The 20,938-nt window shown below is 64.0% G+C and carries 17 protein-coding genes; 5 read left to right on the forward strand and 12 right to left on the reverse strand.

Translation table 11 applies throughout. The annotated features are described in order from the left end of the window. Positions 1–33 precede the first annotated feature (33 nt). The 5 genes from H2052_RS03795 to H2052_RS03815 all read right to left on the reverse strand — a co-directional run bounded on the left by H2052_RS03795 (position 34) and on the right by H2052_RS03815 (position 6,891). Positions 34–933, reverse strand: a complete 900-nt coding sequence (locus tag H2052_RS03795; RefSeq protein WP_293778277.1) for a major capsid protein — start codon at positions 931–933, stop codon at positions 34–36. A gap of 22 nt (positions 934–955) precedes the next feature. Further along, a complete protein-coding gene (locus H2052_RS03800) occupies positions 956–1,294 on the reverse strand; it encodes a hypothetical protein (RefSeq protein ID WP_293778280.1) in 339 nt (112 codons plus the stop codon). An 11-nt stretch (positions 1,295–1,305) separates the two neighbouring features. Then, entirely contained in the window at positions 1,306–2,568 is a 1,263-nt protein-coding gene (locus H2052_RS03805; protein WP_293778283.1) for a hypothetical protein, read from the reverse strand. A gap of 103 nt (positions 2,569–2,671) precedes the next feature. Beyond that, positions 2,672–4,360 carry a terminase large subunit gene (locus H2052_RS03810; protein WP_293778286.1) on the reverse strand — a complete coding sequence of 563 codons (1,689 nt, stop codon included), beginning with the start codon at positions 4,358–4,360 and terminating at the stop codon, positions 2,672–2,674. 764 nt (positions 4,361–5,124) lie between these two features. Further along, on the reverse strand, positions 5,125–6,891 hold the full coding sequence (locus H2052_RS03815) for a DUF6538 domain-containing protein (RefSeq protein WP_293778289.1): 1,767 nt from the start codon (positions 6,889–6,891) through the stop codon (positions 5,125–5,127). Between the two features lie 253 nt (positions 6,892–7,144). Between H2052_RS03815 and H2052_RS03820 the strand changes: the two genes are divergently transcribed. Continuing rightward, on the forward strand, positions 7,145–8,626 hold the full coding sequence (locus H2052_RS03820) for a serine hydrolase domain-containing protein (protein ID WP_293778292.1): 1,482 nt from the start codon (positions 7,145–7,147) through the stop codon (positions 8,624–8,626). 117 nt (positions 8,627–8,743) lie between these two features. Further along, positions 8,744–9,625, forward strand: coding sequence for a winged helix DNA-binding protein (locus H2052_RS03825; RefSeq protein ID WP_293778294.1), 882 nt, complete (start codon positions 8,744–8,746; stop codon positions 9,623–9,625). A 12-nt stretch (positions 9,626–9,637) separates the two neighbouring features. Here the strand turns inward: H2052_RS03825 and H2052_RS03830 are convergent, their stop codons facing one another. Then, a complete protein-coding gene (locus H2052_RS03830; protein WP_293778452.1) occupies positions 9,638–10,402 on the reverse strand; it encodes a DUF1134 domain-containing protein in 765 nt (254 codons plus the stop codon). 229 nt (positions 10,403–10,631) lie between these two features. On the opposite strand from H2052_RS03830, the gene H2052_RS03835 reads away from it, so the two are divergent. Next, complete coding sequence (locus H2052_RS03835; RefSeq protein ID WP_293778296.1) at positions 10,632–11,402, forward strand: helix-turn-helix transcriptional regulator; 771 nt, start codon at positions 10,632–10,634, stop codon at positions 11,400–11,402. 27 nt (positions 11,403–11,429) lie between these two features. Here the strand turns inward: H2052_RS03835 and H2052_RS03840 are convergent, their stop codons facing one another. Together H2052_RS03840 and H2052_RS03845 are read right to left on the reverse strand one after the other, a co-directional pair. After that, positions 11,430–14,999 carry a hydantoinase B/oxoprolinase family protein gene (locus H2052_RS03840; protein ID WP_293778298.1) on the reverse strand — a complete coding sequence of 1,190 codons (3,570 nt, stop codon included), beginning with the start codon at positions 14,997–14,999 and terminating at the stop codon, positions 11,430–11,432. A gap of 9 nt (positions 15,000–15,008) precedes the next feature. Further along, complete coding sequence (locus tag H2052_RS03845; protein WP_293778301.1) at positions 15,009–15,230, reverse strand: hypothetical protein; 222 nt, start codon at positions 15,228–15,230, stop codon at positions 15,009–15,011. A gap of 76 nt (positions 15,231–15,306) precedes the next feature. Between H2052_RS03845 and H2052_RS03850 the strand changes: the two genes are divergently transcribed. Next, entirely contained in the window at positions 15,307–15,648 is a 342-nt protein-coding gene (locus H2052_RS03850; protein WP_293778304.1) for a ribose-phosphate pyrophosphokinase, read from the forward strand. A 1-nt stretch (position 15,649) separates the two neighbouring features. Here the strand turns inward: H2052_RS03850 and H2052_RS03855 are convergent, their stop codons facing one another. Genes H2052_RS03855 through H2052_RS03870 form a run of 4 tightly spaced genes read right to left on the reverse strand, consistent with a single transcriptional unit; the run spans position 15,650 to position 19,583 of the window. Then, on the reverse strand, positions 15,650–16,546 hold the full coding sequence (locus H2052_RS03855) for a neutral zinc metallopeptidase (protein ID WP_293778307.1): 897 nt from the start codon (positions 16,544–16,546) through the stop codon (positions 15,650–15,652). Positions 16,547–16,603: 57 nt separating this feature from the next. After that, positions 16,604–17,848, reverse strand: a complete 1,245-nt coding sequence (locus H2052_RS03860; protein ID WP_293778309.1) for an adenosylmethionine--8-amino-7-oxononanoate transaminase — start codon at positions 17,846–17,848, stop codon at positions 16,604–16,606. Further along, a complete protein-coding gene (gene bioD, locus H2052_RS03865) occupies positions 17,845–18,462 on the reverse strand; it encodes a dethiobiotin synthase (protein ID WP_293778312.1) in 618 nt (205 codons plus the stop codon). The genes H2052_RS03860 and bioD overlap by 4 nt, the downstream gene beginning before the upstream one ends. After that, positions 18,459–19,583: an 8-amino-7-oxononanoate synthase gene (locus H2052_RS03870; protein ID WP_293778315.1), complete on the reverse strand. Its 1,125-nt coding sequence runs from the start codon at positions 19,581–19,583 to the stop codon at positions 18,459–18,461. Before H2052_RS03870 ends, bioD begins: the two co-directional genes overlap by 4 nt. Positions 19,584–19,999: 416 nt before the next feature. Here H2052_RS03870 and H2052_RS03875 point away from each other — a divergent pair, with 416 nt between their 5' ends. Continuing rightward, the gene (locus H2052_RS03875) at positions 20,000–20,650 is read left to right on the forward strand and encodes a fasciclin domain-containing protein (protein WP_293778317.1); all 651 of its coding nucleotides are present in this window, start codon (positions 20,000–20,002) and stop codon (positions 20,648–20,650) included. Positions 20,651–20,938 lie beyond the last annotated feature (288 nt).

A 20,938-nucleotide genomic window follows, 5' to 3' on the forward strand; every position in this document is an offset into this window, starting at 1 on the left:
CGCGCCACGTGGCACGCGGGCACCGAGTATCGGTTAGATGGCGCGAACACCCTTGAGGCGTGCGGCGGCGCGCGGGTGCTTGATGACCACGCCGGAATACCATTCGATGCGGGTACGCAGCGCGGGCTTGTCATCGACTTCGCCAAGATCCCGCACGCTGATCGGTGCGGTCTGGATGCCGTGGAAGGTGTCCGCGCCGAAACGCACCGCGTAGATCGAAGAGGTGACGTTGGACGAACCCTGCGTTTCGTCGAACGCAAGGATTTCAGCGCCGGTTTCGTCCTCTTCGACGATGCCGAAGGGAACGCCCGCGTAGCCGTCGAGTTCGCGGCCCAGCTGATCGGTCGTGATCGTGAGTGCGTTCACGCTGCGGGCCAGCTGGCGAGCCTTGCGGCGAAGCCCCTTGTTCATAAGCAGCATGGAAGGCGTACCGCGCACGGCATCGCAAAGATCGTCCAGCATTTCGAGCGTAAGCACCGCGCCGTTCGTGCCAGCGCTGAGTACCTGGCTTCCCGTGAGGCGGACATTGAGACCATCGAACGCCTTGGGGTTCGCGGTGCTGTCGCCGTCGAAGAACGTCCGCAGCCACGTGAGCGTTGCCGCCTTGGCCTTCATTGAATCGTGGACCGCTCTTGTATTATTATCGCCGGTCTGCATGGCAATCTGCGCAACGTCGAAGTCGGAGTCACCGCCAAGGATGGTGAGGGACTCGGTCAGCGGATTGATGACGCCCGTCGACTCCTCGTAACCTTCATTGAAGCCACGAAAGGCGACACCCGGCAGAGTCTGCTCGCGGTTGTAGCGGAAGGCGCTGCCCGCGACGTTGATAAACGGTAGCGCGGCGAGAACGGGATTTTCAGCGGCGAAGATTTCCACAACGCCGGAGGCGAGGGGCGTGGGATTTAGCTTGGCCCACTCGGTGATCGTCAACATTGTTCAACTCACTTTCTATTGATTATTTGCGGTAGCCAGCGGCCATGCGGGCGAACACCGGCAGGGTCGTGGGGTCGGGGGTCACCGGGGCAATAGTCGGCTTGCCGGTGTCGGTGGTGGGAACGGCGGGCCGCTCCCAGATTGCTGTCGCGCGGCACTGCGCAATCCAATCAGCGAGTTCGCGACCGCTGAGGCTTGGCGGCACGATCGCTTTCAGGTGATCGGGAACGCTGGCGCGCAGTGCGTCGGTTGCGGCCGCGAGGTCGGCTTTCAGCGCGTCGGCGTTATCATTCGCGGGTGTAGGCGTCGGCGTCGGCGTGATCGGCGCGGCGTTGTCGTCGGGTTTGGGTTCGTCACTCATTGTTTCGACTTTCAAAGGGGGAGGGCGAGGTCTGCCGTCTCGTCGCGGCGGCGTGCGAGTTCGGCGAAGGCGGCGGCACGGTCGGGGAAGGAGTCCGGCGACAAGGCCATGATCGCGTCGGCAGGCGACCAAATGCCGAGTTCGATTTTCGTGCGCGCGTTATCGAGGGCTTCGGCTTCGGTCAGCTGGTCTTGAAGTTCGGCAAAGTCGATCGCGACCGTGGCGGACTCGGGGATCGCGCCGGGCGTGTGCGTGTTGACCACGCGCTTGACGACTTCGAACAGCCGGTGTTCGTAAGTGCGCCAGAGGGCGATATCGTCTAGGCGCGCTTCCTTAAGCGCTATGCGTTCGGCGTGCTTGGCACTGCCGGACTCCGCCGTCTTGCTAAGGTCGAATACGTCCGCGCCGACGTCATAGATCGCCGCGATCTGGCGAATGACGAACTCAATGGCGGAGAGGATTTCCGCGATCGGGGCGTTGGGGCTGGCGAAGCCGAATTGTGAGTTGGCCGGAAGTGCAATCGCGCGATCAGGGCCGAAGTTCAGCACCTCGTTTGCGCGCAGGCCGTTCGCCCATGCTTGGCCGTGACTCTGGAGTTCCACGGCGCGCCAGAGGTTCGTAAGTGCCACATTGATCGCGTCTTGCGCTTCGATCAGGTCGCGACCGCCGGGAATGAAGAACTCGGCATCAGGGAGGCGGTCGAACAAGGGAACGAACGGCAGCAGCCCATACGGGTTGACGCCGTCGGGGTTGCCTTCGATCGGCAGGCGCGCGCCACGATGATTGAGGCGGCGGAACTCGCCAGCGGTCCACTCGGAATAAGATACGTCTTCGGCGCGGGTGGCGGTGTGCGTGACAATCATGCGCGCGGGGCGTTCAGGATCGCCGGGGTGTTCAACGTCGAGAATATTGGGCGTGAGGACGTTCAGCGTTGGGCTGGCACTGTCTTCGTTCCAGCCGACTTGCAGCGCGGCGGTCTTTGTGAGCTTCAGGAGCTTGCTGGATTTCTTCAGGACCGCGTCGGCGTTCATCGCGCGGTACAGCGCGTCCCCGATTTCCTGATCGATCCCCGTGAACATGCGGCGCGGCGCAATGCGGTAGGTGCTGGCGCGCTTGTCGGTGATCGCGCGCACCACGTTCAGCGAGAAGAAACGGAAGCGCTCGGGGTTAGACCATCGCTTGGCGACAAGACGGTACGTGTAATCTGACTGATTATCGAAATAATAGTCGAGACGTTTAGCGATTTCTGCCTTGCGTTCAGTGCTCGATTGCACTACACGAAGAATATCTGATTTCCAGAACAACTGAACATGCTTTCAAAAACACACAAATAGGGCATAAGTTTAGTTCATTTCGTGATCGGAGTCACGAAGAAAATCATCTGGGCATTGTATGTGCCCCCACATTTTTCACTTTTTCCATCACGAATGTTTCGAAGGTCAGCGGTGACACCGTCTTTCTGCTTCGATAGCCTTCGAACAGTCGGTGAACTTCGCGCATCGAACGGCATGACGTGGCGCATAGCGGCGTGACGCCGCCGCCATTCAGAACGCACATGGCAACGTCCGCGCCGCGACCATTGCAATTCACGCTTTCGATTTCATACGGATTCAGCGAGACGTGCCGCAGGCCGTACGCGGCCCAGCAAAGCGCGTGCAAGAAGTCGTCATGCGCGCCGCGCGGATGCGTGAACTTCGGAATTGCGGCCTCGCCGTCCGTGGCCTTGCCGTCCGATAGGACTTCAAAGACTTTCATCTCCGCGATCAGCTCTTTGAACTTCGGATGGATATGCAGGCGCTGCTCGGCAGCGGCTTGATAGAGCGTGGTGAAGGCGGCGTACTTCGTGCGGCGGGAAGGGTGGACCACGTCAACGTCGTCTGAATAGGGGCGCGTTGCTGCCCAATCGGCGACGTCTTGAGCACCATAGCTTTCCAGCGTCAGGCGAGTCATGTCGTGCTCTTTGTGGTAGCCGTCGAAACGGCTCTTGATGCCGCCCAATCGGCCAAGGAACACCGCGTCAGCATCGAGCACATAAATATGCTCTTCGTCGTCCAGGACGATCTTTGCCACGCAGGCGGTCACGGTTGCGTCACCATGCTTGGACCCGCCGAACGCGCGGTCGAGGCCACCGCCGACAATGTAGGCGGAACCGTTCGTGAGGGCTTTCAGGTCGAGGGGGTATTCTTCGATGCACGCCGCGAGGATGTCGGGCGGGAATAGCGCGGAGGTCGCATCCTGCCAGCGGTTGAGATGATAAAGCGCGAAGTCATGCGGCAGCATCTGGCGCGACAGCGAACGCAGCTTCGTTTCGCTGATCCACGGCGGCGCGTTACGGCAGGCGTCTTCAAGGTCGGCGTATTCGATATGACTGAACGCAATCGAGGGGTCGGGGTCGGTCTCATGCGTTGCGGCTTGGTATAGCTCGTACAGCTTGGATGACTTCGGAGAGACCGTGCTGTCGATCAGCATCAGGCTTCCCGCCGTGTCGAGCAATGAACCGGCGAGGGCTGCGAATACCGCATCGCCATTTGGGGCTGCATGAAGTTCGCTGATTTGGGCGCATGACAATTTCTTGCCCCACAACGCCGCTGGGTTCGCGCTGAATGCTTGAATGGTGCTGCCAGTCGCCGCGAGGTCGATGCGATCTTGAAGCACGTTGACCGTGCCAGCATTGACGAGGCGTTTCAGGAAAGGGGTTTGTTCGAAGGTCTCGCGGATCGTGCGGAACGCGGTGTCAACAACCTGTCGTTCGCTGTTCGCCACCACGGCAACCTGTTCGGTCTGACGCGTGAGGAAGCGCCACACAATGACCATTGCCGAAGTAACGGACTTGCCGTGTCGGCGCGGCCAGCAGAACACCGCGACCGATATGTCTTTGCCGTCGAGGGCCTTGGTGATTTCAGCTGCTTCGCGAGGGCCGGGAACGAAGGGTGTGAACCCACCCGTGTGACTGCGAACGCGCGGTTGCACGTCGTCGAGGAACTTGAAGAACCCCGAACTGCCATCACGCCATGCTGCGATCTGTGCAGCAAGGCTGGGCGAACTGTTCCGACTTGCGGAAGGCACGCAATAAACTCCGTCTCAATTTCATCTGGATTTCCCCACTGCCTAGGGGAGACGGGCGCTTTTGCGCGTGCTGGCAAGCCAGCGAGGGTCTATCTCGACGCCGTGAAGGCGAAGGCCCCGATTTGTAAGCCTATCGAGGAGGCTGCCGACGCCGAAGCGTGCGACCGATTTCGTTCTGCTCGACGTTAAGGCGTCAGCGGCCACTCCGGTCCGTTCCCTCTGAGAACGCCGGGCGGGCTGTTTAACCGCAAACCACGCGGTGCCGTTATCGACGGCAAGTCGAAAGTTTCACCATGATAACGAAATGGGACTGAAAAGGGAAGGGGGGATTTCGTGGAGAACACCGACGAGGTTAAAAACATATACAAAAAACGGGCGCAGCCTGTTTTCGAAGAAAACAAAAATCAGATAATTTTTTGAATCTTAGATTCTGATTCTGAATCTTGAATCTGATTCTGAATCCTAGAGTTATATATATATATTTATATAAATATCACGCGGGCGCGCGGGAAAGGAAAAACACTCCGAAAATGAGGGCATTGTATCCTCGCCGGAGTTGGAGGATATTCCATCGGCGGAGTTCGATAGATCGCGGCGTTGATGCTGGATCGTTTAATTTCCCGGCGAGCGCGAATCGCCCCGATAATGCAATCTCAATACGTCAAATTTTGCCCGGCAAGGCCCCGCCACGCGTCGATGTTAATGCGTCGGCTGCCTGACAGCAGAATTTTATTATCGATGCGTGGCGGTATCTTAAAACCCGCCTAATGCGATGTCGGTTTTTCGGCAGGAATGAGGTGTTCAAACTCGACGCCTTCGAATTTCACGGACGAAATCATTTCGAGAATCATCTGCGCAGTGCCCTCGCGGAGTTGGCCATAACCGCTCGTCACGGTCTTGTTCGAATGGCCGAGGATCAGCGCGCCGATTTCATCGTCTCGATAATTTGCTTTGCGGAGTTCGTCGGCCATTGTGTGACGAAACGAATGCGTGCCGATACCGTCCGCGCCGCGCTTGGCCCCGATCGCCGCGAGGTAGTCACGCCAGAAGCGCGAGGGTGTCGCGCCGACTTGGCCGCGCTTGTCCGGCTTGATCTCTGGAAATAGAGGGCGATCCTGCTCTCCATTCAGATTCAGAATTGCGCGTTCGTTGTTCACGAACTCGACAAAGCCGAGTTTTTCTAACGTCGGATGAACCGCCACGTGCCGTCCCTGCTTGGATTTCGTCCGCTGATTGGTTTTCTCGTCCTCCTTGATGAAGATGAAATATGCGTCCTGCACCTTCCGCACGTCATTCACGAGAAGCTGCGCAATCTCGCCGATGCGCGCGCCGGTGAACAGGCAAACGAGTGGTATCCAATAGCGCCAGTCGTCGGCGTGCTTGTTTCCTGCGCGGTGTTCCTCCCCATGAGCAAGGAAGCCAGTGAATAGCGGAGATTTCAGAATGGTGTTGAGCTGATCCTTATCGAGCGGCGGGCGTGGATTCTTTCCCTTGATTTTCTTTGTATTGATGGTCAGCCCGGCGAACGGAAACGACGATATCTTGTTTTTGTTGTTCAGCCATTTGAAGAACGGCGAGACGGTCGAAAGGTAGCGCGCTTGCGTGATCGTCGAAAGCCGATTGGCGTTCAGACGGTCGGCCTTCTCGATTGCTTGGTGAATGTTTAGACCGCGATAGTCCTTCTTTTTCGAATAGCTCGTCGGGATGCGGGGAAGGGCGTCGCGATACGCTACCGCATCGTCGCGTGTGATGCTGCTCGGTGCGCGGTCCTTGCCGACGAACTCCGCGAATTGCGCGATGACGACGCGGTCCGGTGCAATGCCGTCGGCGCGCTTGTCGCCCTCGCTGACACATTCGCGCGCGTATTGTTCGAACAGCTCCATGATAGCCTCGCCGGGCTTGGCCTTGGCTGCTGTGCGCTTCTTGACTTCCTGCACGAGTGGCGAAGCTGGGGCGGCGTCATACTGGCCTTCGATTTCGGCGGCGGTGACGCGGTGCGCGTCGAGACTTGCCGTCGCGAGGTGGCGGCAGAACAAGCCGAAGTCGTCGGAGTTGGTCGAGATTTCCCAGCCGAGGCGATCGGCGATACGCCTTGCCGTAGGCGCAATCTGCGAAAAGTCGCCAGTGGCGACCTGTTGCGCACGTAACGCTAGCTTCGCTTTGCGCTCGGTTACGTGTTCGGCCCACTTGTCCGGCGAGACGCCGCGTAGCTGCTTTCTGCTGCGCGCAATGAAATCGGTGTACTGATCGTAACCCCATTCCACTGCCGCCTGCTCAATCTCAGCGACCGAAGGCATGTGCTTCGTGATCGCCGGTGTCGCCGGTGTGTTCTCTCGGTCGCCTGCATCCCATTCGGCTCGCCACGCCGCGATGATGGGGAGGGCTTTGCGCTCGGCAAGCTGGCGATCGGTCGTGCCAAGTGACTTGATGCGCTCGCGTGGACCGCCAAGGGTTTGCCGCTGGCGTGGGACAGCAATGCGCACATGCCACGTTCCCCTTTTGCCACGCTGAAACAGGTGCTGCGAAATCATACCTACGCCCCTTGCTCTGTAGCAAGTTCTGTAGCAAGTCGTGTAGCGGGTGTCATTATAAGTCTTTGAAAACGCGCGACTCATTGCGATTCCTGTGTCAAGGGGCTTGTTGGATTCGCATCCTGTCTCCCCGACCATTCTCCAATGATCACATATTGTCTGTAGCGAACCCCGTTCGCTTTCGCATTTTCTCCTTTTTTCTTCCATTTTTTCAATTATTGAAAATAGAGGCATATTGGGAGAAGGCGAGGCGATGGGGTTTAGGTTCACGCGCGGGTTGTGGTGTGCACTCGCTTTTCTTTGCGTCGCGGTGCCTGCGCAGGCTGACCGGTTCGATCCTGTTCGTGCGGCGATCCGGGAGCAACTGGTTGAGAATGGCGTGCCCTCCATCGCGGTTGCCGTCATGCAGGATGGCAAGATCGTCTGGGAGGAAGGCTTCGGCTGGGCCGACCGGGAGAAGCGGATCGCGGCGGACGCGCATACGATGTATTCGCTCGCTTCCATTTCCAAGCCGATCACGACCACCGGGCTGATGACACTGGTGCAGAGCGGCAAGATCGATCTCGACCGCCCGATCGATGACTATCTCGGTAGCGCAAAGCTTACCGCGCGCGTGGGTGACGCGCGCGGGGCGACGGTTCGGCGCATTGCGGGGCACACGGCCGGACTGCCGCTGCACTATCAGTTCTTTTACGAGGACGAGACTGTTGCCCGGCCGCCGATGGGGGAGACCATTCAGCGCTATGCAAACCTCGTAAGCGCCCCCGGCGAGCGGTTTCAGTATTCCAATCTCGGCTTCGGCATTCTCGACGAGATTATCAGCCGCACCTCTGGGCTCAGCTATGCGGACTTTATGCGCCGCGAGGTTTTTCTCCCGCTTGGGCTTACGCATACGTCTGTCGATATTGGCCCCGGCCTCGAAGCGTTCGCAGCCATGCGCTATGGCCGGAATGGAGAGCGGGTCCCGTTCTACACGTTCGATCACCCGGGCGCGTCCGCGGTCTTTTCCAGCGCGCACGACCTCGTCCGTTTCGCCGGCTTCCACCTCAAGACCCGGCTTCCGGGCCAAAAGCCGATCCTCACTGCGGCGATGATTGACGAGATGCACCGCCCGGTCGACCCGCAGGCTGCGCGCGATGAGGGCAGCGGCTATGGCATCGGCTTCAACGTGCGAACGAAGGACGGCTACCGCGTCGTTTCGCATTCGGGTGGCATGGCAGGCGTCGCCACGATCATGCAGTTGTTCCCCGATCGCAATATCGCCCTCGTCGTGCTCACCAATTCCAGCAGCCCGGCGCCGCGGATCATTGCCGACAAGATCGCTGCGATCATGCTGCCGGGCTGGAAGCCGTCGCCCGCGCCGTCGGAGCCGCCACTTCCGCCATTCGCACCGACCCCTGAACTTGCGGGAACGTGGAAGGGGACGCTGTCGACACCTGAGACGGAGATGCCTGTCGAACTCGTTTTTCAAAACGACGGGTTGATCCGCGCGACCTTCGGCGACCAGTTGCCGACGCTCGTTTCGAAGGCGCGGTTCGACAAGGGACTCTTCGACGGTGACCTCAACGCGCACATTCCGAACGCCGATGCGCGGCGCTACAGCTATTTCGTGCACCTCGCGCTCAAGCTGGACGGTACGACGCTGCGCGGGGCCGCCACGGCGGTCGGGGACGCCGACAATGCCCGCGTGCGGAACGCGCTCTCCCATTGGGTGTGGCTGACGAAGCAGCCCTGAACCTGCCCGGTCAATTCGCGATTTCCTTGCACGCTTCCGGCTGGTATCAGCGCCGCTGGTCAGGTTCGGAAATATGAGGGGCGAAAACAGCGCTCCGCGTCGTGTTATGGGAAGCGTATGGCCGAAACCTTTTCCGTGGCGGGACCAGCGCGTATCCAGTTGGCGCTGCCGCAAGCCCTGGAGACAGCGCTCCGCACGACCCTCGATGCCGCCGGTATCGGCCACGCGCGGATCGATACCGCCGCGCTCTTCGCGGAGCCGCCTGCACCGCTGGCAAAGCTGCCGCTGGTCGTGGCGGCACGGGACGGCCTCGTCGCCGGCACGGAGCGGCCTTTGGCGGAGGCAGGAATTCTGTCCAAAACTGCACCAGTTATAGTCATTCTGGACGACGATGCATTGGACGGCGCGATATCCATTATGGATATTGAAGGTGTCGAACTGGCCGCATGGCCGCTGGGGGCCGAGGACATCTTGAGCATTCTCGAACGCATCGACATCGGGCAGGGTTACGCGGCGGGCGTCCGTGAAAAAGGGCCGGACGCCTTCGTCCAGATCGGTATGCTGAGCGACGAAGTCAGCCGTATTGCCGATCAGCTCGCGCGCCTTGCGAGCATGAAGGATGGCCCCGTGCTGCCCGCGGCTGTGACGGACCGCAGCGCCGCTGAAACCGCGCGGAGTATCCGGGAGATCATCCGCAAACGACAGGCGCGCAAGCAGTTCTTTCCGGCCGAACTCTTCGCGGATCCGGCCTGGGACATCATGCTCGACCTCGCGGCGGCGCGCCTGGAGGGCAAGCAGGTCAGCGTGTCCAGCCTCTGCATCGCCGCCGACGTGCCGACGACGACGGCGCTCCGCTGGATCAAGGGCATGACCGACGCGGGGATGCTGGCGCGGCGAAGCGATCCCGAGGACGGACGCCGGAGCTTCATCGACCTGTCGGACAAGGCGGCGGAGGCGATGGACCGCTACATCGCGCTCGTCGACAGCGGCGCGATCTGAAATGCACCGAAGCTAGAAGGGCAGAAAGCTCTTCTTCTTGGAAAAGCGCAGGTACCCGGCGTTGACGCCGAGCCGCCAGCCGACGCCGAGCTTGATCGGCACGATCACCACATCGCCGCGCTGCACATACTGCGCGGAAAGGCCGCCGATGATGTAGGCCTTGCCCTCTGCCGCCGGATAGGCGCGGAACAGCTCCTGCGTGTCGTAGAGCTTGTAAATGAGAATGAACGTCTTGCTGCCGTCGGCGCCGACATCGAAGCCGATCGACGGGCCGCGCCAGTAGATCGGCATTTCGCCCTCCACCTTGTGGTAGAGCTTGCCCTCGCCGTAGCGGACGCCGACGCCGATGGCGCCGCCGCCTTCACGGCCTGCGACATAGGCATTGGGCTGGCCGAGATCCTTGAAGACCGTTTCGATCATGCGCGCGAGGCCTTCCGCGCCGCGCCCGAAGACGTTCTCGGCGGCGGTCAGCACTTCGCTCTGGCTGAACACGGGCTGCAGGTCGCCATCGCCGACCGCACCGGGCGCGGCAGTGGTGGCGGGGGCCGCGGGCACGCCACTTTGCGCGGAGGGCTCTGACGGGGGCGGAGGCGGTGGCGCCGCCGGCGTTTGAGCCACGGGCGCGGTCGACGGCGGCACCTCGGCCGACATCGTGCCGTAGGCGGCTTCGCTGCCCGGAACCGGTGCCAGATCGGCATTGGCATCCTGCGCGCGCGCCGTCGCCGCGAGGAGCATCAACGAGAACACTGCCAATCCGGCCCTGCCCATGCGAAACATCAACGTGTGTCTCCCGCTTCATTGTCGGTTTCGGGCAGACCATGCGACGGGGAGTCCCCGAAATCAATGGCGCCTGCCGCAGCGTTACTTGAAAGCCGCACGGCTGAACCCGGCTTGAACCGCAGATACTTAGAATGCGTCACACTCTTGTCACCCGGTCCGTGGCATGTTGAAATATGCCTCAAATGAGTCCGACTCGGCAGCGGACGACCATACTGGGGAGAGAAACGTGACGTTGCAGGATGATATTGCACGCGTTTCGGTACGCACCATGAGCGACATCCGTCCCGCTTCGGAAGCGCTGCGCGACATGGTGGAACGCAACGCGCCCAGCTTCCGGATCGCGATTACCGACAATATCTGCTCGAAGCGGCCAATGGTGGACGACGAAGGGAACACGCTCTCTTCGGAAGTTTTCGGCTTCGTGAGCGACGAAGAGCGGCAGTGGAGCGAGCACCGCGTCGCACTCAGCTCTCCGCTGTTGCGCGCCTGCCGCTATGAGAGCGAGCCGTTCTGGGCGAACGAGGAAGGCTTCCGCACGCAGCAGCCGAACCCGTACCTCGACGGTATCGACCTTTCGAACTTCGACAAAAGGGCGATGTGCCATGCCGCCGTGGTGATCCCGGTGCACCTGCCGTTCGGCCAGATCGGCGTCGCGGTGATCGGATCGGCGCGGAATCTGAGCGACCTTTCAGAGGTCTACGAGAATTTCGCTGATGAATGGGCCGTATGGGTCCACCGTTTCCTCGCGGGTTACGTGAAATTGATGCGGACGCGGAAATGGCTGCCGATGGACTGCCAGCTGACCAAGCGCGAGGTCGAATGCCTGCGCTGGGCGGCGGTGGGCAAGACCGACAAGGAAATCAGCCTGATCCTCGCGCGGAGCCACGCCACGGTGCGCTTCCACATCCAGAACGCGGGCGAGAAGCTGGACGCGGTGAACCGCAGCCAGACGATTTTCAAGGCCGCGCAATTGGGGTACCTCGGCCTCGCGGCTTAGGCCGATCCACTTCGCGGATGGAGAGCGCTACACGCGCCCGAAGCCGCCGCCGCCGGGGGTTTCGATTTCCACGGCATCGCCTGACTGAACCTCTGCGCGCGCTGTAGCGGCGAGGGAGTCGATCGCTCCATTCGCGCGGATGACACGGCCTGCGCCGGGCTTCGCGTCCGCGCCGCCGGAGAGGCCGAAGGGCGCGACGCGGCGGCGGTTGGCGAGGAGGCTGACGGTCATCGGTTCGAGGAATTTGAGACGGCGGATGACACCGTCGCCGCCCTTGTACCGGCCCGCGCCGCCTGAGCCGTGCCGGACGGCGAAGTTTTCGACGCGGACGGGAAAGCGGAGTTCGAGCACTTCGGGGTCGGTGAGGCGGCTGTTGGTCATGTGTGTCTGCACGGCGTCGGCGCCCTCGAAATCCGGGCCTGCGCCGGAGCCGCCCGCGATCGTTTCGTAATATTGATGCCGGGCATTGCCGAAGGTGAGGTTGTTCATCGTGCCCTGCGCGGTGGCCATGACACCGAGCGCGCCGTAGAGCGCATCGCAGATCACCTGGCTGGTTTCCACATTGCCCGCGACGACGGCGGCGCCTGCGCCGGGATTGAGCATCGAGCCTTCGGGAACGATGAGCGTGATCGGGCGCAGGCAGCCCTCGTTCATCGGGATGTCGTCGTCGACGAGCGTGCGGAACACGTAGAGGACGGCGGCGCGGCAGACGGACAGCGGTGCGTTGAAATTGTCGGGAAGCTGCGCGCTGGTGCCGGTGAAATCCACCGTCGCGGCACGGTTTTCGTGATCGACGGTGACGCGGACCTCGACCGCCGCGCCGTTATCCATTTCGTAGCGGAAGTGGCCGTCTGCCAGCGCGCCGATTGCCTGGCGTACGGCGGCCTCGGCATTGTCCTGCACGTGGCGCGTGTAGGCTTCGACCGTATCAAGGCCGAATTCGGCGATCATGGCGCGCAGCGCGTCGCCGCCGCGCGTGCAGGCGGCGACTTGGGCTTTCAGATCAGCGATGTTCTGGGCAGGATTTCGCGCCGGATAGCGGCCGGATGAGAGGATGGCACGCGTCTCTGTTTCGCAAAACGCACCGGCCGATACGAGAAGCTGGCTGTCGAAGAGGACGCCTTCCTCCTCGAGCGTCTTCGAATCCGGCGGCATCGAACCGGGGGTGAGCCCGCCGATATCAGCCTGATGGCCGCGCGCCGCCGTATAGAACAGGATGTCGCCGCCGTCCGCGCGGGCGAACACGGGGGCAACGACGGTGACGTCCGGCAGGTGTGTGCCGCCGTTCATGGGATTGTTGAGCGCGAAGGCGTCTCCGGGGCACATCCGGCCGCCGTGCGCGCGGATGACGGCGCGGACGCTGTCGCCCATCGAGCCGAGATGTACGGGCATGTGCGGCGCGTTGGCGATGAGGCCGCCTTCGAGATCGAAGAGCGCACAGGAGAAATCCAGCCGTTCCTTGATGTTCACCGAATGCGCGGTGGTCTGGAGCGCGATGCCCATTTCCTCGGCAATGGCCATGAAGCGGTTGTTGAAGATTTCGACCATCACGGGATCGGCGTCGGTGCCGAGCGCGCGCTGCGCGGGGAGGGGGACGACGCGGCGGAGGATGAGGTCGGCGCCGGGGGAAACCTCGCCGCGCCAGCCTGCGTCGATCACCGTTGTGGCGCCGTCTTCGAGGATGACGGCGGGGCCGTTTATCGCCTCGCCGGGCACGAGGGCGCCGCGCGCGAGGACGGGAGCTTCAATGGCGCCGCCGTCCACGATCATCGTGCAGGCGGAGGCGGCGTGTACCGCGCTTTCCACGCGGATCGGCGGCGCAGGCCAATGGCCGACCGCTTCCACGCTCACCGCCTCAATGACCAGCGCGCCGCCGGGCATCACGTAGCCAAAGCGGGCGCGGTGCTCCGCCTCGAAGGCGGCGCGCATGGCATCGGGCGGGGCGAGGGAGAGCGAGAGGCCGCTGTCGGCGCCCGCATAGCGAAGCTCCGCACGGCGGGTGACGGAAACGCCCGCGAGGTCGCTTGCCTGCGCGGCGAGTGCGGCGCGGGCGTCGGCTTCGAGCGTGTCGGCGAGGGCTTCGGCGGAGGCGATACCTTTGTCGAGCGGCGCGCCGAGCGTGCGTTCGCGCAAGGCGGTGAGATCGGCAAGGCCCATGCCGAGCGCGGAGAGCAGCCCGGCGAGCGGATGCACATAGACCTCACCTATGCCGAGCGCGTCCGCGACCTTGCAGGCGTGCTGGCCGCCCGCACCGCCGAAGCTGGAGAGCGTGCAGGTGGTGACGTTGTGGCCGCGCTGGATGGAGATTTGCCGCACGGCCTTGGCCATGTCGTCTACGGCGATGGCGATGAAGCCTTCCGCGAGCGCCGCGCCGGTGATGGGGCGGCGGGTGGCGGCAAAGACCTCGGCGGCGAGGGCGTCCACGTGGCGGATGACGGTGTCGCGGTCGAGCGGCTGATCGCCTGCGGGGCCGAAGATCGCCGGGAAATGCGCGGGCTGGATGCGGCCGAGATAGACGTTGCAATCGGTAATGGTGAGCGGCCCGCCGCGCCGGTAGCTCATCGGGCCGGGGTTCGCGCCCGCCGATTCCGGCCCGACGCGCAGCCGGGTGCCGTCGAAACGGCAGATCGAGCCGCCGCCCGCCGCGACGGTGTGGATGGCGAGCATCGAGGCGCGGATGCGTGTGCCGGCCACAACGGTTTCGTGCGTGCGGTCGAAGCTGCCCGTGTAGAGCGAGACATCGGTGGAGGTGCCGCCCATGTCGAAGCCGACGACGCGCGCGATGCCCGCCGCCCCGGCGGTCTTCGCCATACCAACGATGCCGCCTGCCGGGCCGGAGAGGATGGCGTTCGCGCCGGTGAAGGCGCCTTCGCCCGCAAGCCCGCCGCTCGACTGCATGAACATGAGGCGTGTCGCGGGATCGAGCTTGCTGGTCACTTGCCGCACGTAGCGGCGCAGCGCGGGGGAGAGGTAGGCGTCGGCCACGGTGGTGTCGCCGCGCCCGACGAGCTTGATGAGCGGGGCGATCTCGTGGCTGACAGAAATCTGCGTGAAACCAGCGACTTCGGCGAGCTTCCTCAGACATCGCTCATGGTCCGGGAAGCGGTAGCCGTGCATCAGGACGATGGCGACGGCGTTGATGCCGCGTGCGCGGGCGGCGGTGAAACCTGCGGCGGCTTGTGTTTCGTCGAGGGGTTCGACGATCTCGCCGTCCGCGCCCACGCGCTCGCCGACCTCCAGCACGTCGGCATAGAGCGGCGCGGGTTTGGCGATGGCGCGGGTGAACAGCTTCGGGCGGGCCTGATAGCCGATGGCGAGCGCATCGGCGAAGCCGCGCGTGATCGCGAGCAGCGTCGGTTCGCCCTTGCGTTCGAGGAGCGCGTTGGTCGCGACGGTGGTGCCCATCTTCACCGACGCGACATTTGCATCGGGCGCATGGCCGAGCAGGCGGGTGATGCCTTCGATCGCCGCGTCCGTATACTGCTCCGGGTTTTCGGAAAGCAGCTTGGCCGTTTTCAGCGTGCCTTCAGGCGCGCGCGCCACGATATCCGTGAACGTGCCGCCGCGATCGATCCAGAATTGCCAGCCCTGCGCCATGCAGCCGGGTTACAGGATGCCGCCGCCGATCGAAAGACGGACCGCGGCGAGAATCAGCACGAAGATGTTGAGGTTCCGGCCGCCGTTGCTGTCCGACAGGACGCCGATGCCCGCGCCGAGCGCCGCGATCGGCAAGGCCAGCCAGTTGATGATGCCGATGAACGGAAACAGCCCGACGATGCCGACGATCAGCGCGACAAGGCCGATCAGGATGGAGATGAGGTTCAGCATTGCGGGTTCCAGTGTATCGTTTGACTATAACACCAATTTAGGTTGTCGTGGCGACTTGGCAAGATGCGCAGCAGACATGATCGACCCGATGGACCTCCGCGAGCTTCTGCTTGCCCATGCCCGCGCGCGGGAAAGCGTGACCTATGCCGAGGCGCTGGCGGCGTTCGGGTACAGCTTCTCGCGGCCGAAGATGCGCGCGCTGTGCGTGATCCTCGGCGATGTGGACGCCCATGCACGCGGGCGGGGTGAGCCGGAGATGGCGGTGCTGGTGGTGCGCCAGTCCGACAGGCTACCCGGGCAGGGCTGGTGGGTGGCGGGCGGCGCGGAAGGGTACAAGGGCGTGTGGGAAGGCCCCGACGCGCGGCGGCATGTGGCGAAACTGCAGAAGCGCGTGTTCGATTACTGGGCGGGCCGGTAGCTCAGAGCTTCCGCGCCGAGAACGTGTCGCACTGGTTCGGATCGCCGGTATCGTAGCCGCGCTTGAACCACGCCATGCGCTGCGCGGACGTGCCGTGCGTGAAGCTGTCGGGCACCACGTAGCCCTGCGACTGGCGTTGCAGGCGGTCGTCGCCGATGGCGTTCGCGGCGGTGAGGGCTTCCTCGATGTCGCCGGGTTCGAGCTGCTGCTGGACGGTGCGTGCCCAGAGGCCGGCGTAGCAATCGGCCTGTAGCTCCATCTTCACCTGGAGAGCGTTGCCTTCGGCCTTGCTGACGCGCGCCTGCTGCTGGCGAAGATCGTTCGAGAGGCCGGTGATCGTTTGGACGTGGTGGCCGACTTCGTGCGCGATCACGTAGGCCTGCGCGAAGTCGCCGCCCGCGCCGAGCTGCTTTTCGAGCTGATCGAAGAAGCTGGTGTCGATGTAGATCTTCTGGTCGGCGGGGCAATAGAACGGCCCGGTCGCGGACTGCGCCGCGCCACAGCCTGAGTGGCCCTGGCCTGCGTAGAAGACGAGCGTCGGCTCCGGATAATCCTGGCCCGATTGCTGGAAAATGCGGTTCCACGTGTCTTCGGTGTCTGCAAGGACGGTGCAGGAGAAGCGGTGGAGATCGCTGCGCTCGCAGCCCTGGCCCTCGCCGGGTGTGGCGGGGGCTTGCTGCTGCGTGGGAACGCCGCCCTGCTGCGACAAGCCGCCGAGAAGCTGCATCGGATCGACGCCGAAAACGAGCGCCAGCACGATGACGATGACGAGACCGCCGCACCCGAGGCCGCCCTTGCCGCCGATCGGAAGCCTTCCGCCGCCCATCGGGAAGCCCATGCCGCCGCGCCCGGTCTGGTCCTCGACGTTGTCGCTCATTCTGCGGCCGCGCCAGCGCATGGATGGTCTCCCCGGTTGTTGGGCGATGAAGGTATCGGGTTGCCGCGCGGGCGTAAACTACTCGGCGATGGCCTCTTCGATCACGGCGTAGATGCGGCCGAGGTCCGTGTCGTTGGTGCAATAGGGCGGCATCAGGTAGACGGTGTTGCCGAGCGGGCGGAGCAGCACGTCGCGTTCGCGGAATGCCGCGAGGAGGCGTGGCCCGAGCGGAGAGAGATAATTGCCGGCCGTGTCCTCAACCTCGACCGCGGTGATCGTGCCGATCTGGCGGGCGTTCTTAATGCGGGGGTGAGCGGAGAGGTTCGCGAGGTGCGCGCTCTGGCGGCGGGCGAGATCGCCGATGCGGTCCAGCACCGGCTCCTCGCGCCAGATCGCGACGTTGGCGACAGCGGCGGCGCAGGAGAGCGGGTTCGCGGTGAAGCTGGACGAATGGTAGAAGAGCTTTGCGCGGTCCTGCGACAGGTGCGCCTCGAAGATCGGCGGGGTTGCGAGTGTGACGGCAAGCGGCACCGCGCCGCCGGTGAGGCCCTTCGCAAGGCAGAGAATGTCGGGGACGATGCCGGCCTGCTCGCAGGCGAGCAGCGTGCCGGTGCGGCCCCAGCCGGTCATCACCTCGTCGGCGATGAAGAGGACGCCGTGGCGGCGGCAGATCGCGTGCATCTCGCGGAGCGTGTCCGCGCCGTAGATCATCATGCCGCCCGCGCCGAGGACGAGCGGCTCGACGATAAAGGCGGCGGGGCTTTGCGTGCGGCAGAGGTGTTCGAGTGCGTCGAGCGTTTCCTGCTCGCGCCCTGCGGCGGGGAAGGGGACGGTGCCGACATCGAAGAGGAGCGGCGCGTAGGCGGCATTGTAGACGCCGCGTTCGCCCACCGACATCGTGCCGATGGTGTCGCCGTGGTAGCTGTGCTCCATCACGAGGATGCGGTGGCGCCCGCCGCGATCGCGCCAGTAGCCGAGCGCCATCTTGAGCGCGACCTCAACCGCTGTGGAGCCGCTATCCGAGAAGAAGACGTGCGCGAGCGGGGCGGGGAGCATTTCGACGAGCGCGGCGGCGAGGGTTTCGGCGGGCTCGTGCGTCCAGCCCGCGAAGATCATCTGGTCGAGCTTGCCCGCCTGATCGGCGATGGCGGCCATGATGCGCAGGTTGCAGTGGCCGTGCGTCGTCACCCACCACGAGGAGATCGCATCGATGATGCGGCGGCCATCGTCCGTGTAGAGCGCGCAGCCTTCGGCGCGGACGATGCGGGGGATGGGCTCGCCGAGGCCGTGCTGGGTGAAGGGGTGCCAGACGGGCGAGGTCATCGGAAATCCTCCAGCCGGAAGGCGGACGCGAAGGCTGACGACAGCGACGGCGCGGTGAGCGGAACGCGGGGGAGGCGGCCGAGACGCCTGGCCTTGCCGATGGTGCAGATCGTGGCTTCGCTGTCCTCGTTGGCGTCGCCCGAGAAGGCGATGCCGAGGATGGGGACGCCGCGTGATCGCAGGGCTTCGAGCGTGAGCAGGCTGTGGTTGATGGTGCCGAGCTCGGTGCGGGCGACGATCACCACGGGGAGGCCCCAGCGGGCGAACATGTCGGCGTAGAGAGTCTGGCGCGTGACGGGCACGAGCGCGCCGCCTGCGCCTTCGACGACGAGCGGATCGTGCGCGGGGAGCGCAAGGCGCGCGGGATCGATCTCGATGCCGTCCAGTTCGGCGGCGCGGTGCGGGGAGCAGGGCGTCGTGAGGCGGTAGGCTTCGGGGAGGATGTGATCCGCTGGAAGACCGCACAGCGCGGCAACACTCTCGGCATCGCTGCCGTCTTCAAGGCCCGCCTGCACCGGCTTCCAGTAATGCGCGCCAAGCGCTCCGGTGAGCGCGGCGGCGAACACCGTCTTGCCGACGCCGGTGTCGGTGCCGGTGACGACGATGCGGCTCATGCAAGCACCTCCCCAAGCACGGCGGCGAGGGCCGAAACATCATCTTGTGTGGCGTTCAGGGTGAGCGAGATGCGCAGGCGCGACGTGCCGGCAGGCACCGTGGGCGGGCGGATGCCGCGCACGTCGAACCCGGCGGCCTGCACAGCCTCGGCAGCGCGCATGGTACGCGCGTCGTCCCCGAGGATGACGGGCATCACCTGCGACCCCGAGATGAGCGCCCCGTGCGGGCCAAGCACACGCTCCGCATGGGCGATCAGCGCGGCGAGCTTCGCGCGGCGGTCGTCGGCGGTTTCGATGATGCGCAGCGCAGCGCGCACCGCCGCGGCCATCAGCGGCGAGGGCGCGGTCGAAAAAATGAACCCGCGGCCACGATTGACGAGGAAGTCGTTGACGACGGCGGGCGCGCAGACGAGTGCGCCTTCGCAGCCGAGCGCCTTGCCGCAGGTGTGCAGCGTGATGACGTTGTCGCGGCCTTCGAGCGCCGCGGCGAGCCCGCGTCCGCCCGCACCGAAGACGCCCGTCGCGTGCGCCTCGTCGATGATGAGCACGCCGTCGTGCGTATCCGCGAGCGCCGCAAGGTCGGCGAGCGGGGCGCGGTCACCGTCCATGCTGTAAAGGCTTTCGACCGCGATCCAGACGCGGCCCTTGCCGCCGCGCCCGCGCCAGGCGGCGATGATATCGGCGAATGCTTCGACGTTGTTGTGGCGCGCGGGCGCTGTTTCGGCGCGGGTCAGCCGCAGCCCTTCGTGGACGCTGGCATGGATGAGTTCGTCATAGACGATGAGATCGCCGCGCTGCGGCAACGTTGAGACGATCGCGGAATTGGCCGTGTAACCGGTCGCGAACCAGAGCGCGCTTTCCGCCCCGAAGAAGCGTGCCGCTTCGGCCTCCAGCGCTTCATGCTCCGGATGATTGCCGCGCAGCAGGCGGGAGCCGCCCGATCCGGCGGGAACGCCGCGTGCCACAGCCTCTCCAACGGCGGCAGTGAGCGCCGCGTCGCGCGCAAGCGCGAGATAGTCGTTCGACGAGAAATCCGTGCCGGTGCGCGGCATCAGCCGCCTGCGGCGCGTGGCGGCGCCGAGCCGCTGGAGATCGTTGGCGAGGGCTTCGAAAACCGACATGGCGCGCTGCCTAGACCAAGACGGGGCGGAGGAACACGCCTTTTTGAGGCTTGCAGGATCGCGGTTTTGCCCCCATCTTTCGAATCGAGTTCAACAAACGCGAAAGGAGGTGACCGATGTCTCATGGTTCAGCGATGGGGTCGGTTCAGCTCGTTCGGGGATGTCGCGCCTGAGGCCAAGGCCAACGGATTAGACGGGTTCCCGGGCCGGAGTACCGGCCGCTGACCCATGCGAAAGGCCGCGTCGGAGATATCCGGCGCGGCCTTTTTCTTTTTTGCTGCGACGCAACAATTCGCGACGAGTCGAGCCCATACCGGGATGGGCGGCTCTTCGCGCCGGTTTCGTGCGGAACCTTCGGGCTATGCTGCGGTTGCTATTGCGAGGGCGTTGTTCCGCCCAAACCGAGAGGGAGAAGAATGAAGTATTCCAAGTTTCTGAAGGTCGCCGCTGTTTCGGTTCTGTTTGCCGCACCCGTTACCGCGCAGGTCACGGATCCTGCTGCCACGCCCGCGCCCGCTGCGCCGGCTGCGCCCGCTGCGCCGACCGATCCCGCGGCGCCGGCAAACCCCGCCGCCGCCGCTGCCGCGGCGCCTGTCGCTGCTATTGCGGTTGATCCAACGTCGGTTGTCGGCAACGTGCTCGCGACGCCCGAACTGAGCACGCTCGCGCAGGCGGTGAAGGCCGCTGAGCTTGTCGACGACCTCTCGCAGCCGGGGCCGTTCACGGTTTTCGCGCCCAACAATGATGCGTTCGCACGGCTCGGCGCGGGCACGATGCAGCAGCTGATGCAGCCGGCCGCCAAGGATCAGCTGTCCGGCCTGATCAACTATCTCGTGATCCCCGGCAAGATGACGCAGGCCGATGTCGTGGCTGCGATCGAGGCGGGCGGTGGCAAGGCCGAGGTGAAGACCGTGCAGGGCAGCGTGCTGACCGCGACGCTGGACGCCGGCATCGTCAAGCTCACCGACAGTCAGGGCAATGCAACGTACATTACCAAGGCCGATGTTCAGGCCTCGAATGGTGTCGTTCACGTCGTCAACGGCATTGTGGTTCCAGCGCAGGGCTAATCAGCCGAACAGCTGACAATCGCGTCACATTCAAGGCTTTACAGGAACGCCCTGCGCCCCTATGCGGCGTGGGGCGTTTCCATTTTGGGCGAATCTGCCCTCTTATCCCCGATATCCCCGTTATCCACAGGCTGGCGAAGTCATTTTTCGCTTTGGCGACTCAGTGATTCGTGAGACCTTGGCTTCGTGGTCAGAAGGCGGCGGAAGCCCGGAAACGGGCGGAAACTCCCGGAAACCACCGGGGTCACGGTTCCATTCCCTGTATGCGGCGCGAGAGCGAAGCCCACA

The sequence above is a fragment of the Sphingosinicella sp. genome (assembly GCF_013911755.1).
In the GTDB taxonomy this organism is placed as follows: Bacteria; Pseudomonadota; Alphaproteobacteria; order Sphingomonadales; family Sphingomonadaceae; genus Sphingosinicella.

What these genes read in the sequence shown, in the direction of transcription:
- H2052_RS03800 (WP_293778280.1), bottom strand. Translation starts at nt 1,294, where the DNA reads ATGAGTGACGAACCCAAACCCGACGACAACGCCGCGCCGATCACGCCG.
- H2052_RS03870 (WP_293778315.1), bottom strand. Translation starts at nt 19,583, where the DNA reads ATGTCGGTTTTCGAAGCCCTCGCCAACGATCTCCAGCGGCTCGGCGCC.
- H2052_RS03815 (WP_293778289.1), bottom strand. Translation starts at nt 6,891, where the DNA reads ATGATTTCGCAGCACCTGTTTCAGCGTGGCAAAAGGGGAACGTGGCAT.
- H2052_RS03830 (WP_293778452.1), bottom strand. Translation starts at nt 10,402, where the DNA reads ATGTTTCGCATGGGCAGGGCCGGATTGGCAGTGTTCTCGTTGATGCTC.
- bioD (WP_293778312.1), bottom strand. Translation starts at nt 18,462, where the DNA reads ATGAGCCGCATCGTCGTCACCGGCACCGACACCGGCGTCGGCAAGACG.
- H2052_RS03820 (WP_293778292.1), top strand. Translation starts at nt 7,145, where the DNA reads ATGGGGTTTAGGTTCACGCGCGGGTTGTGGTGTGCACTCGCTTTTCTT.
- H2052_RS03850 (WP_293778304.1), top strand. Translation starts at nt 15,307, where the DNA reads ATGATCGACCCGATGGACCTCCGCGAGCTTCTGCTTGCCCATGCCCGC.
- H2052_RS03860 (WP_293778309.1), bottom strand. Translation starts at nt 17,848, where the DNA reads ATGACCTCGCCCGTCTGGCACCCCTTCACCCAGCACGGCCTCGGCGAG.
- H2052_RS03855 (WP_293778307.1), bottom strand. Translation starts at nt 16,546, where the DNA reads ATGCGCTGGCGCGGCCGCAGAATGAGCGACAACGTCGAGGACCAGACC.
- H2052_RS03795 (WP_293778277.1), bottom strand. Translation starts at nt 933, where the DNA reads ATGTTGACGATCACCGAGTGGGCCAAGCTAAATCCCACGCCCCTCGCC.
- H2052_RS03845 (WP_293778301.1), bottom strand. Translation starts at nt 15,230, where the DNA reads ATGCTGAACCTCATCTCCATCCTGATCGGCCTTGTCGCGCTGATCGTC.
- H2052_RS03875 (WP_293778317.1), top strand. Translation starts at nt 20,000, where the DNA reads ATGAAGTATTCCAAGTTTCTGAAGGTCGCCGCTGTTTCGGTTCTGTTT.
- H2052_RS03825 (WP_293778294.1), top strand. Translation starts at nt 8,744, where the DNA reads ATGGCCGAAACCTTTTCCGTGGCGGGACCAGCGCGTATCCAGTTGGCG.
- H2052_RS03840 (WP_293778298.1), bottom strand. Translation starts at nt 14,999, where the DNA reads ATGGCGCAGGGCTGGCAATTCTGGATCGATCGCGGCGGCACGTTCACG.